This window comes from Streptomyces marianii, assembly GCF_005795905.1.
Classification (GTDB): Bacteria; Actinomycetota; Actinomycetes; order Streptomycetales; family Streptomycetaceae; genus Streptomyces; species Streptomyces marianii.
The window spans coordinates 7,240,938-7,252,500 of the sequence record NZ_VAWE01000001.1 but is presented as its reverse complement, the minus strand read 5'-3'; the positions used below and the strand labels follow the sequence as shown (position 1 = coordinate 7,252,500).

Sequence of the window (11,563 nt, the reverse complement as noted above, 5' to 3'; positions counted from 1 at the left end):
GAGTACCTGGCCGGGCGGGTGGCCGACCTCGACGACGTACGCAACCGCATCGTGGCGCGGCTGCTCGGCGTACCGATGCCGGGCGTACCGGACAGCGACGAGCCGTATGTCCTGATCGCCCGGGATCTCGCGCCCGCCGACACGGCGCTGCTCGACCCTGCCCTGGTGCTCGGGTTCGTCACCGAGGAGGGTGGCCCGACGAGCCACAGCGCGATCCTGGCCCGGGCGCTCGGGGTGCCGGCCGTGGTGGCGCTCGCGGGTGCCTGCGAACTCGCCGAGGGCACGGTGGTCGCGGTGGACGGCAGCACCGGCGAGGTGTTCGTGGCACCGGGCGAAGAGCGGCGTGCGCTCCTGGCCGAGGCCGCAGCCGAGCGGAAGGCCGCGTTGGCGGCTTCCACCGGTCCGGGTGCGACGTCGGACGGCCACAAGGTACCGCTGCTGGCGAACGTCGGCGGTCCCGGCGACGTTCCGGCCGCGCTGGCGGCAGGTGCGGAGGGTGTGGGTCTGTTCCGCACAGAGTTCCTGTTCCTCGACGACAGCAGCCAGGCGCCGTCGGAGGCCAAGCAGGTCGAGGCGTACCGGCAGGTGCTGGAGGCGTTTCCCGAGGGGCGGGTGGTCGTGCGGGTTCTGGACGCCGGTGCGGACAAGCCGCTGGACTTCCTGACTCCGGCCGACGAGCCGAACCCGGCACTGGGCGTCCGGGGGTTGCGGTCGCTGCTCGATCACCCGGAGGTGCTGCGGACACAGCTGACCGCACTGTCGAAGGCCGCCGAGGGACTGCCCGTGTACCTCGAGGTCATGGCGCCCATGGTGGCCGACCGCTCGGACGCCAAGGCGTTCGCGGACGCGTGCCGTGAGGCCGGGCTCGACGCGAAGTGCGGCGTGATGGTCGAGATCCCGTCGGCGGCTCTGCGGGCGCGGTCGGTCCTTCAGGAGGTCGAGTTCCTGTCGCTGGGCACGAACGACCTGGCCCAGTACACCTTCGCCGCCGACCGTCAGGTGGGTGCGGTGTCCCGGCTGCAGGACCCATGGCAGCCCGCGCTGCTCGACCTGGTGGCGCTGTCCGCCGAGGCGGCGAGGGCCGAGGGCAAGAGCTGTGGCGTGTGCGGTGAGGCGGCGTCGGATCCACTGCTCGCGTGTGTGCTGACGGGTCTGGGGGTCACCTCTCTCTCGATGGGTGCGGCGTCGATCCCGTACGTGCGGGGGACGCTGGCGAAGTACACGCTGGCCCAGTGCGAGCGTGCCGCCGCGGCGGCACGGGCCGCGGACTCCGCCGACGAGGCGCGGCGTGCCGCGCAGGCGGTGCTGTCCGGGGAGTGACGGCCTGAGCGTGAGGGGGCTTCCCGCCGTGCGGCGGGGAGCCCCACTTCCGTGTGTGGGGGTCTTGCACGCGTGCAGGGTTCCCCCGTGCCTCCGTCCTCTACGGTTGTCCGTCGCCGAGGGGGAAGCCCGCGCGGTACTCGACGCCCGGTTCCGGGGAGAGCGGCTCTCCGGTGTCGGCGTCCGTGCAGTAGGCGCTGAAGACCTCGGCCTCGGTGAGCGCGACGAGCCGGCCACCGTGGAGGCGCCAGCCGTGAAGCCGGTCTGGGGCCTCGGCCGTGGATGTCCTGAGAACGACTCCGCCGGGACTGTCGAGGGCGATCCCGACCGCCAGGACCGTCGCGAACTCGGCGGCTTCGGAGGAGTCCAGCACGGCCGGCGCGTCGGCGGGGCGTGTGGTGTGGAGGACCGCCAGGAGTTGCTGCCCCTTTTCGGCCGGGACGCTGCAGACGAGGTGGTGCGTACCGGGGCCGGCGCCGTCGAGCAGGTCGATCAGCAGCCGTGAGGCCCGGTCGAAGGCCGATCGGCCGGCGTCCTCCCCGCAGTCCGCGCAGGTGCCGAGGGCGGCGAGCAGTGAGGTGGCGTACTCCCATGTGGTCTGCCGGGCCGTGCGGTCGAGGAGCAGCGGTACGAGTTCATCGAGCGGCTGTCCGGTGTACGCGACCGTCGCACCGGTGGAGGCGACCTCCGCGGTGTAGCGGCTGCGGCTCGCCGAGGAGTCGGGGTCGAGCCCGGTGTCCCTGCAGTAGTCGGCGAACTCCTCAGGGTCGAAGAGGGCGACGGCGGTGTGCCCGCCCTGGGCGGAGAGTGTTTTGAGCAGGCCCTCCGCATGGCGGAGATAGTCCGGATGGTCGTCGAAGGCGAATGTGGGGTACCGGCGCATGGCCGCGAAGTCCTGGTCGTCGACGAGGAGTCCGACCGTCGCGGGTACGTCGCGGCGCAGCGCCCGGTGGCGGGCTCGACGGGAGTCGCCGGCACGGGCGCGCGCGCCGGTCCGCCCGCGCTGCCCGGAGCGGGTGCCGGCGTTGGTGCGGTCCGGGCCGTCGTACCCGCGGTGTGCGCCCTCCGTGCCGTGGGCCGTGGTCCGGGCCGTTGCGTTGTGCTTGCGGTGCTGCATGGGATCCCCCTGGTCGCGTGAGCGCTGTTGCTCGGTGCTCACTCACCGTAATCGCGGGCACTGACAACGGGGGATCGTGGCCTCGGGGAGGGCTCCCGGTTCAGCCGCGCTCGGTGCCGCGCTCGCGCGCCAGGTCCTCGTAGAAGCGCAGCAGCTCGAGGTCGTCCACCGAGCCGGGGTTCACCGCCTTCGTCAGGGCGGTTCCCTGCAGCAGGCGCTTGACCGGGACCTCGATGCGCTTGCCGGTGAGGGTGTGCGGGACGCCGGGGACCTCGATGATGTCGTCCGGGACGTGGCGCGGGGAGAGCTGTTCGCGGATGGTCCGCTTGATCCGGGAGCGCAGGTCGTCGTCGAGGGCGGCGCCGGGGGCGAGGTGGACGAAGAGCGGCATCCAGTAGCCGCCGTCAGGCTCCTCGAGGCCGATGACGAGGGACTCCTTGATCTCGGGGAGCCGTTCCACCGCTTCGTAGATGTCGGCGGAGCCCATGCGGACGCCCTGGCGGTTCAGGGTGGAGTCGGACCTGCCGTGGATGACGACGGAGCCGTGGTCGGTGATCGTGATCCAGTCCCCGTGCCGCCAGACGCCCGGGAACATCTCGAAGTAGCTCTCGCGGTAGCGGCTGCCGTCGGGGTCGTTCCAGAAGCGGATCGGCATGGACGGCATGGGGTTGGTGACGACGAGCTCGCCGACCTCGCCGACGACGGGCTTGCCGTGCGGGTCCCAGGACTGCAGGTCGGTGCCGAGGCAGGCGGCCTGGAGCTCGCCGATGTGGACGGGCAGGGTCGGCACGGCGCCCGCGAAGCAGCTGCAGACGTCCGTGCCACCGCTGACGGACGCGATCCACAGGTCCTCGCGGACCTCGTCGTGGAGCCAGCGGAAGCCGTCGGGCGGCAGCGGGGATCCGGTGGTGGCGACGCACCGGACCGTTGAGAGGTCGTGGTCGCGCGAGGGGTGCACGCCGGCCTTGCGGCAGGCCATGACGTAGGCGGCGGAGGTGCCGAAGAGGGTCGTCCCGGTGCGTTCGGCGATCGCCCACTGGGCGCCGGTGTCCGGGTGGCCGGGGCTGCCGTCGTACAGCACGACGGTGGTGCCGGTGAGCAGGCCGGAGACGAGGAAATTCCACATCATCCAGCCGGTGGAGGTGTACCAGAAGAAGCGGTCTCCGGGACCGAGGTCGCAGTGCAGTCCGATTTGCTTGTAGTGCTCCAGCAGGATGCCGCCCTGGGACTGGACGATCGCCTTGGGCAGCCCGGTGGTGCCGGAGGAGTAGAGGACCCACAGCGGGTGGTCGAAGGGGACATGCTCGAAGACGGGCTCGGTGTCGTCCGCGGTCAGGGCGGACCATTCGAGGGCGCCTTCGGGGGCGGGGGTGCCGAGCAGGGGGATGTGGACGACGGCCCGCAGGGTGGGCAGTTCCCGGCGGAGTTCGGCGACGGTGTCGGCGCGGTCGTGTTCCTTGCCGCCGTAGCGGTACCCGTCCACGGTGAAGAGGACCACCGGCTCGACCTGCTGGAAGCGGTCGAGGACGCTGCGGGCGCCGAAGTCGGGGGCGCAGGAGGTCCAGGTGGCTCCGACGGCGGCGGTGGCGAGGAGGGCGGTCACGGCCTGCGGGATGTTGGGCAGGTAGCCGCTGACCCGGTCGCCGGGGCGGACGCCGAGAGCGCGGAGTCCGGCGGCGAGCGATCCGACTTGGCGGCGCAGTTCGGCCCAGCTGATGGGGGTCGGGTCATGTGTTTCGTCGACATGGATGAGGGCCGGCTCATGGGCGAGGGCTGGGTCCTCGGCGGTGCGCAGGGCGTGTTCGGCGTAGTTGAGGGTGGCGCCGGGGAACCACTGGGCGCCGGGCATGCCGCGGTCGGCGAGGACGCGCTCGTAAGGGGTGGAGAACCGTACGTCGAACCAGTCGGCGACCGCCTGCCAGAAGGTGTCGAGCCGGTCGACCGACCAGCGGTGCAGGGCCGGGTAGCCGCCCTCGGCGGGTGCGCCGTGGTGCTCGGCGGCCCATGCCTGGAAGCGGGTGATCCGGGCCGCCGCGACGCGGTCGGCGTCCGGCTGCCAGAGGGGGGCAGGGTTCGCTGCTGAGGTCATGGGGCGGCTCCCGGGCGGCTGTGCGGCTCTGTGCGTGGTGGGCACTCGGTCGGCACGTGGTCTACGTGTGTGGCCGGCGGGGCGTGGGTGTGCCTTCGCGCGGCTGACAGGGACGATGCCATGTGATCGTCTTCCGCACCAGGGTTCCCCGCCCATGGCCGGGTGGCTGATTGTGTGCTCCGACCATGGGTGATGGGTTCCGGGCGACCGTGGGCGGGGGCCGGCACCGCGGGTGAACGGCAGTTGAACGAATCCCGCCCCGGCCTGCGCGGATGGCAGGGTGAGCGGCATGGACGGTCGTGATCTGGTGCGTGTGGTGAGGGTCTTCGGCACGGTGCGCGGGCTGCGCGCGGCGCGTTCGGCGTGGCGCCGGAGGCGTACGGACGCTTGGGGGCTGCCGCCGCGGGGGGCGGAGCGGGCGCGGGTGCCGGGACCGGTGTCCGGGGCGGAGCCGTCGCCGGGTGGCGGGATCGTCCGGTTCGCGCGTTCGGAGCTGCGGGTGCGGGTGGCGGCCTCGGGTGTCGTCTTCTGGGGGTGGGACGGTGCGGAGCCCGAACCGTCGTACGCGCTGGACGGAACGCCTCCGCGGCCCGATCCCCGGGCCGAGCTCGAGCCGGACAAGGACGGCGGCTGGCGGATCGTCTCGCAGCGGGTCACGGTGGCCGTGTCCCGGCACGGCGGGATCGAGATCCGGACACCGGGCGGGGTGGTTCTGCGCAGGGAGCTGCCGCCGCGCTGGTGGGAGCCGTCCGGCGGCGGGCCGGCCCGCTGGCTCCAGCGCAGTGAAGTGTCCGCGGACGCGCGGTTCTTCGGCCTCGGCGGCCGTGCGTCGGGGCCACGGCTGAGGGACGGCACGTACCGGCTGTGGAACACCGATCCGCGCGGGAGCTTCGGGCCTGACGACGACCCGCTGTACATCACGATGCCCGTGCAGCTGGTGGTCGCGGACGCGGGCACGCATCTGGCGTTCCTCGACAACTCCTGGGAGGGGCTGGTCACCCTGCGTGAGGGTGAGGAGGGCGCGGGGTCGGGGCACGACCGTCCGGGCACGAGCGAGGTGCGGATGGGCGGCGGGCCGCTGCGCTGCTGGGTCGTCGTGGGGACACCCGCCCGGGTGCTGCGGAGGTGGACCGGGCTCACGGGCGCGCCCGTGCCGCCACCGTCATGGGCGTTGGGTCCGCAGCACGCGCGCTGGGGCCTCGGCGGCGAGCGCGAGGTGCGCCGGGTGGTGGCGGGCTACCGGGATCGGGGACTGCCGCTGTCGGCGCTGCACCTGGACATCGACCACTACGACGGCCACCGGGTCTTCACCGTGGACGCGGAGCGTTTCCCCGATCTCCCGCGGCTGGCGAAGGACCTCCGGGCCGATGGGGTGCGCCTTGTGTCGATCGTCGACCCGGCGGTGAAGGCGGAGCCCGGCAACGAGGTGTACGACGCGGGCGCGGCGGCCGGCGCGTTCGTCCGGGACGGGCGGGGCCGTGAGGTGCGCGGGGAGGTGTGGCCCGGCGAGTGCGTGTACCCGGACTTCACCGATCCGGAGGTCCGCGCGTGGTGGGGCGGACTCTACGAGGAGCGGCTGGCACAGGGCTTCTCCGGGGTGTGGCACGACATGAACGAGCCGGTGTCGTTCACGCCCTTCGGCGACATGACCCTGCCGCGCTCGGCCCGGCACTGCCTGGAGGGCCGGGGCGGGGACCACCGTGAGGCCCACAACGTGTACGGCCTGGCGATGGCGCGGGCGGGCCACGAGGCACTGCGGAGGCTGCGTCCGCAGGAGCTGCCGTTCCTGTTCTCGCGCTCGGGCTGGGTGGGCATGCAGCGGTACGGCGGGACGTGGTCCGGTGATGTGGCGACCGGCTGGCCGGGACTGAGGGCGTCGCTGTCGCTGGTGCTGGGGCTCGGCCTGTGCGGGGTGCCCTATTCGGGTCCGGACGTGGGCGGCTTCGACGGGAGCCCGTCGCCCGAGCTGTTCCTGCGCTGGTTCCAGCTGGGGTCGTTCCTGCCGCTGTTCCGTACGCACGCGGCGATCGGGGCGGGGCGCAGGGAACCGTGGGAGTTCGGCCCGCAGGTCCTGGGGCACGCCAGGGCGGCGCTGCTCGAACGGGAGCGCCTGCGCCCGTACTTCGTGACCCTGGCGCAGCTGGCTCGGCTGACCGGGGCGCCGTACGTGCGGCCGCTGTGGTGGGGTACGCCGACCGACCGGGCGCTGCGGGACTGCGAGGACGCGTTCCTGCTGGGCGACGCGCTGCTGGTGGCGCCGGTACTGGAGCCGGGGGCGGACCGGCGTGCGGTGCGGCTGCCGCGGGGGCGCTGGTACGACACGGTGTCCGGCGAGGCGTACGAGGGCCCGGGCCAGGTCCTGCTGGACGCACCGTTGTCGCGGATCCCGGTGCTGGCCCGGGCCGGTGCGGTGGTTCCGGTACGCGGCGGGGACGGCGGGACGGAGCTGGAGGTGTGGGCGCCGGCCGCGGGCCGCACCGGCAGCGGTCTGGTCGTCGAGGACCGCGCCGCCCCGGGGGTGCGGCCGGCGGTGGAGCGTTACACGTCACGGCTGGTGGACGGCGCGGTGGTCGTGGAACGGGTGTCCGACGCCGGTGCCGTGCGGCCGGGGCGTCCGCTGCGGGTGCGCGGCGGGGTGGGGGCGCGGTCGCCCCGCGGTTCTCAGCCGTAGCGGCCGGCGAACCAGTTCCGGACCGCCGTGGTGTGCAGCGGGAAGGCGAGTTCGGCGGGCTCGTGCAGGACGTGCCAGCCTTCCGTCTCGGCGGTCGGGGCCGATGCGGGGAGTTCGTCCGCCGGGCGCTGCGGGAGGAGGCCGAAGACCAGGAGGTGTCCACCGGGCGAGCTGAGGACGTCGGCGAGCCGGACGTCCTCGTGCGCGGCGTCGATGCCGGTCTCCTCCTTCAGCTCCCGGACGACGGCGTGCCTCCAGTCCTCGGTGTGGTCGATGAACCCGCCGGGGAGGGCGATCCGGCCGCGCTGGGGCTCGATGGTGCGGGTGATGACGACGAGTCCGGTGGGGTGCGGGCCGGTGACGGGGAGGAGGGCGACGGCCACGGGCAGGGGGTTGCGGTAGGCGATGTCACCGCATTCGGCGCAGGTCTTGGGCCAGCCCGCGGGGCCGCTGCGGGGGGCGCCGCAGCTGGAGCAGTGCGAGTCCCGCACGGGCGTCGGGTGGGCGGGCGCGGGGGCCCTTCCGGCGGTGCCGGGTTCGGGCGCGGGTTCGCGGGGCTCGGTCACACGCGGACTGTACGCGACGCCGGGCCCCGCGGTCCTCACGATCGGGTCAGGGATCGCCTCGAGACCGGGAAGTCGAAGTAGGTGTCGGGGAACAGTTCGGGTTTGTGGGTGAAGTGCCACCACTCCTCGGGCAGGTTGACGAAGCCGAAGCGGGCGAGGGTTTCCTTCAGTAGCCGCCGGTTGGTGCGCTGGGCGCCCTGGATGCGCGGGTCGTCGGTGTGCGAGAGCGTGTCGAAGCAGTCGAACCCGGTGCCCATGTCGACGGAGTCGTCCGGAAACCGCTCCGACCGCGGGGCATGGCAGGGGACGAGGGGTTCCCCGGGGACGTACGGGCGGGTCTTCCTCGCCGGGAGGGGGACGATGGTGAGGTCGACGGTACTGCCGCGGCTGTGGCCCGACTTCTCGGCGATGTAGCCGTCCGCGAAGAGTCTCGACTTGTCGACGTGCGGATAGAACTCCTTCTTCATGCGCTCGTCCGAGAGGTCCTCGGCCCAGCGCACGAAGTGGTCGACGGCCCGCTGTGGCCGGTAGCAGTCGTAGACCTTGAGCGAGTAGCCCTTGCGCAGAAGGGTGCGCTGGGCCTTGCGGAGCGCCTGGGCGGTGGGGCGGGTGAGGATGCAGACCGGCCGGCGGTAGCCGTCGATCGGTTCGCCCACGAAGTTGTGCGCCGTGGTGTAGCGAATGTCGTGGAGGATCGTCGGGTCAGCGGAGCGCAGGGCGACGAACTCCCCGGGGGCCTTCGGACCGGAGGCGGCCCGAGCGGCGGGCGGAGCGGCGACGGCCGGGGCGGTCAGGGCGGCGCCGGTGACGGCGAGGGCGGTCAGGGCTCGGCGGGCTGCGGCGGGTCCTCTCGTGCGCATCATGCGCACCGTCTATCAGGATCGGGTGGCCGGGACCACCCCCGTGGGTTCCGGCCACCCGTTCACCGGTACCGGACGCCGAACGGGCCCGCGCGGTTCTGGTGTTCGGCGGATCGGTTCACGGACCTCCCGCCCGTCTCCGGCCGCGGGTTGCGCGCGGGGTCGTGTCCGCGTGTCCGGCGTGGCACAATGACCTTGTTCTGACGAACCGTCAGTTTCTGACGGGACCGCGCGGACATCCGGGGAGGGACCTTGACGCGTGTGCGCAGACCGGTGGTGGCGGGTTGGTTCACCGAGGGCGGCGACGACCGGGAGTTCCGGCTGCTGGGCACCCGCTGCGGTGCCTGCTCCGCCGTCTTCTTCCCCCGGGAGGACTCGTTCTGCCGCAACCCCGCGTGCGCGGGCGGCGAACTGACGGAGGTGCCGCTGTCGAAGCGGGGACGCGTGTGGTCGTACACGGCCGGCCGTTACCGTCCGCCGGCGCCGTACGTCTCCGATCCGGAGGCCGAATGGGAGCCGTACACCCTCGTCGCCGTGGAGCTCGAGGCCGAACGGATGGTGGTGCTCGGCCAGGCGGTGACGGGGGTGGCGGTCGCGGATCTGAGCGTCGGCGCGGAGGTCGAGGTGGTGGCCGGGATCCTCTCCGAGGACGCGGACACGGAGTGGACGACCTGGTACTGGCGCCCGGTGGAGGAGGCCCGGTGAACGATGTCGCGGTGCTCGGCGCGGGCATGCACCGGTGGGGCAAGTGGGGCCGCAGTTTCGTCGAGTACGGCACGGCCGCCGCCCGGGCCGCGCTCGCCGACGCCGGGATCGACTGGCAGGACGTCCGGTCGGTCGTCGGCGCCGACACGGTTCGCGGCGGCTACCCCGGTCATGTCGCGGGCGCGACCTTCGCCCGGGCCCTGGGCTGGCAGGGCGCACGCGTCACGAGCGTGTACGCGGCCTGCGCGTCGGGGGCCCAGGCCATCGACTCCGCGCGGGCCCAGATTCTGGCGGGCATGGCCGAGGTGGTGCTGGTCGTCGGCGCCGACTCCGCGCCCAAGGGGTTCTTCGCCCCCGCCGGCGGCGACCGGCCCGACGACCCCGACTGGCTGCGCTTCCGGCTGCTGGGGGCCACGAACCCGGCGTACTTCGCCCTGTACGCGCGCCGCCGCATGGCCCTCCACGGCGACACCCTGGACGACTTCGCCCGGGTCAAGGTCAAGAACGCGGCGGCCGGGGCGCTCAACCCGTACGCCCGCTACCGGACGGCCGTGAGCGCGGGGCAGGTGGCGTCCTCCGCCGTCGTCGCGGATCCCCTGCGGCTCCTCGACATCTGCGCCACGTCCGACGGTGGCGCCGCGCTGGTGCTGTCCAGCATGGAGTACGCCCGCCGGCACGGTGCCGGGGACCCGGTCCGCATCCGCGCGGTCTCGACGGTGACTCCCACCTACCCCAGGACCGTGCTCGACCTCCCGGACATCGCGACGGACTCGGCGGCCGCCGTCGAGCCGCCGGCGCCGGGCTTCCGGGAGTCGATCGCCCGTGCCGCCTACGAGGAAGCCGCACTCGGACCGGAGGACCTGTCCCTGGCCGAGGTGTACGACCTGTCCACCGCGCTGGAGTTGGAGTGGTACGAGGACCTCGGGCTGTGCGGGACCGGTGACGGGGCCGCGCTGCTGCGCGAGGGCGCGACCGCCCTGGGCGGCCGGATACCGGTCAACGCGAGCGGTGGCCTGGCCTCCTTCGGGGAAGCCGTCCCCGCGCAGGCCATCGCCCAGGTGTGCGAACTGACCTGGCAGCTCCGCGGAACCGCGGGCGAACGCCAGGTGGCCGGGGCGCGTGCCGGGATCACCACCAACCAGGGGTTGTTCGGCCACGGCTCGGCGGTCGTCGCCGTCCGCTGAGCAACCCCGGCCACCCGACGGCCCGTTCGCGTGCGGGGACCGGAGTCGCTCCCGGAAGCCCCTGTGGTGCAGGCGACCTTGACGGGGCGGTAACCCGGGGGAAAACTGCCTCTTCGTCGGCGCCGCTGCCCACGGCAGCACCGCGTTCCGGCACGCTCACCACGCTCGTCACGGAGACCGCGCACGGCACGGCACGGCCCCGCACTCCGCCCTGCCTCCGCGCTCCGTAGCCATGGGAACCGCACCCAGCCCTGGAGCCGCCATGAGCAACGCAGACATCTTCCTCGGCGAGGTCATCGGCACCGCGATACTGATCCTGTTCGGCGCGGGGGTCTGCGCCGCGGTGACCCTCAACCACTCCAAGGCCAAGGCGTCCGGCTGGATCGTCATCGCCTTCGGCTGGGGCTTCGGCGTACTGGCGGGCGCGTACACGGCGGCTCCGCTGTCCGGCGGCCACCTCAACCCTGCCGTGACCGTGGGCATCGCCGTCGACACCGGCGAATGGGGCAAGGTGCCGCTGTACATCCTGTCCCAGCTGATCGGGGCGCTCCTCGGAGCAGTACTGGCCTGGCTCGCCTACTACGCCCAGTTCCGGGCGAACGCCGACCCCGCGAACGCCCAGCCCACGCTGGGGATCTTCTCGACCGCGCCGGAGATCCGCAGTCCCGCCGCCAACCTCGTCACCGAGACCGTCGCCACGGTCGGGCTGGTGCTGCCGATCCTGGCCTTCGGGCGGAACGCCGGTATCGGGATCGGCCAGGTCCCGGGCGAGGCCGCGGGGATCTACGGGTCCGGGATCTCCGTCCTGCTGGTCTCGCTGCTCGTCGTCGGCATCGGGCTGTCACTCGGCGGCCCGACCGGATACGCCATCAACCCCGCCCGCGACCTGGGCCCCCGGCTGGCGCACTCGGTGCTGCCGATCCCCAACAAGGGAACGTCCGACTGGGGTTACGCCTGGGTGCCCGTGGCCGGGCCGCTCATCGGCGGACTCCTCTCGGGCGTGATCTTCAACATCGTCTTCTGATCCGCCGCACGGCGTGCTCCGGGAGCG

At 73.2% G+C, this 11,563-nt stretch carries 9 protein-coding genes (1 of these 9 running past the window's edge); 5 read left to right on the top strand and 4 right to left on the bottom strand.

Going from position 1 to position 11,563, the window contains the following annotated elements; translation table 11 throughout:
- Nucleotides 1-1,320, top strand: the 3' portion of a protein-coding gene (gene ptsP / locus FEF34_RS32875; protein WP_138056412.1) for a phosphoenolpyruvate--protein phosphotransferase. The gene continues 351 nt to the left of window position 1, outside the view; 1,320 of the gene's 1,671 nt are visible here — the last part of the coding sequence; its start codon lies off the left edge, out of view; the stop codon is at nt 1,318-1,320.
- 100 nt (nt 1,321-1,420) lie between these two features.
- Here the strand turns inward: ptsP and FEF34_RS32870 are convergent, their stop codons facing one another.
- Together FEF34_RS32870 and FEF34_RS32865 are read right to left on the bottom strand one after the other, a co-directional pair.
- The gene (locus FEF34_RS32870) at nt 1,421-2,437 is read right to left on the bottom strand and encodes a hypothetical protein (RefSeq protein ID WP_138056411.1); all 1,017 of its coding nucleotides are present in this window, start codon (nt 2,435-2,437) and stop codon (nt 1,421-1,423) included.
- A gap of 100 nt (nt 2,438-2,537) precedes the next feature.
- A complete protein-coding gene (locus FEF34_RS32865; RefSeq protein ID WP_138056410.1) occupies nt 2,538-4,526 on the bottom strand; it encodes an acetoacetate--CoA ligase in 1,989 nt (662 codons plus the stop codon).
- 289 nt (nt 4,527-4,815) lie between these two features.
- Between FEF34_RS32865 and FEF34_RS32860 the strand changes: the two genes are divergently transcribed.
- Nucleotides 4,816-7,197, top strand: a complete 2,382-nt coding sequence (locus FEF34_RS32860) for a glycoside hydrolase family 31 protein (RefSeq protein WP_138056409.1) — start codon at nt 4,816-4,818, stop codon at nt 7,195-7,197.
- On the opposite strand, the gene FEF34_RS32855 is transcribed toward FEF34_RS32860, so the two are convergent.
- Together FEF34_RS32855 and FEF34_RS32850 are read right to left on the bottom strand one after the other, a co-directional pair.
- On the bottom strand, nt 7,188-7,763 hold the full coding sequence (locus FEF34_RS32855) for an NUDIX domain-containing protein (protein WP_138056408.1): 576 nt from the start codon (nt 7,761-7,763) through the stop codon (nt 7,188-7,190). The two genes, FEF34_RS32860 and FEF34_RS32855, sit on opposite strands and share 10 nt — an antisense overlap.
- A 35-nt stretch (nt 7,764-7,798) precedes the next feature.
- Nucleotides 7,799-8,626, bottom strand: a complete 828-nt coding sequence (locus FEF34_RS32850) for a M15 family metallopeptidase (RefSeq protein ID WP_138056407.1) — start codon at nt 8,624-8,626, stop codon at nt 7,799-7,801.
- Nucleotides 8,627-8,896: 270 nt separating this feature from the next.
- Between FEF34_RS32850 and FEF34_RS32845 the strand changes: the two genes are divergently transcribed.
- From FEF34_RS32845 to FEF34_RS32835, 3 genes are all read left to right on the top strand, one after another.
- Nucleotides 8,897-9,328, top strand: coding sequence for a Zn-ribbon domain-containing OB-fold protein (locus FEF34_RS32845; protein WP_138057870.1), 432 nt, complete (start codon nt 8,897-8,899; stop codon nt 9,326-9,328).
- Entirely contained in the window at nt 9,325-10,512 is a 1,188-nt protein-coding gene (locus tag FEF34_RS32840; RefSeq protein ID WP_199800707.1) for a lipid-transfer protein, read from the top strand. The genes FEF34_RS32845 and FEF34_RS32840 overlap by 4 nt, the downstream gene beginning before the upstream one ends.
- Before the next feature lie 262 nt (nt 10,513-10,774).
- Nucleotides 10,775-11,536, top strand: coding sequence for an MIP/aquaporin family protein (locus tag FEF34_RS32835; RefSeq protein WP_138056406.1), 762 nt, complete (start codon nt 10,775-10,777; stop codon nt 11,534-11,536).
- Nucleotides 11,537-11,563: the final 27 nt, after the last annotated feature.

Bases quoted from the DNA above. Each gene is read 5' to 3' on its own strand.
- FEF34_RS32860 (WP_138056409.1), top strand. From the start codon at position 4,816: ATGGACGGTCGTGATCTGGTGCGTGTGGTGAGGGTCTTCGGCACGGTG.
- FEF34_RS32835 (WP_138056406.1), top strand. From the start codon at position 10,775: ATGAGCAACGCAGACATCTTCCTCGGCGAGGTCATCGGCACCGCGATA.
- FEF34_RS32850 (WP_138056407.1), bottom strand. From the start codon at position 8,626: ATGATGCGCACGAGAGGACCCGCCGCAGCCCGCCGAGCCCTGACCGCC.
- FEF34_RS32865 (WP_138056410.1), bottom strand. From the start codon at position 4,526: ATGACCTCAGCAGCGAACCCTGCCCCCCTCTGGCAGCCGGACGCCGAC.
- FEF34_RS32870 (WP_138056411.1), bottom strand. From the start codon at position 2,437: ATGCAGCACCGCAAGCACAACGCAACGGCCCGGACCACGGCCCACGGC.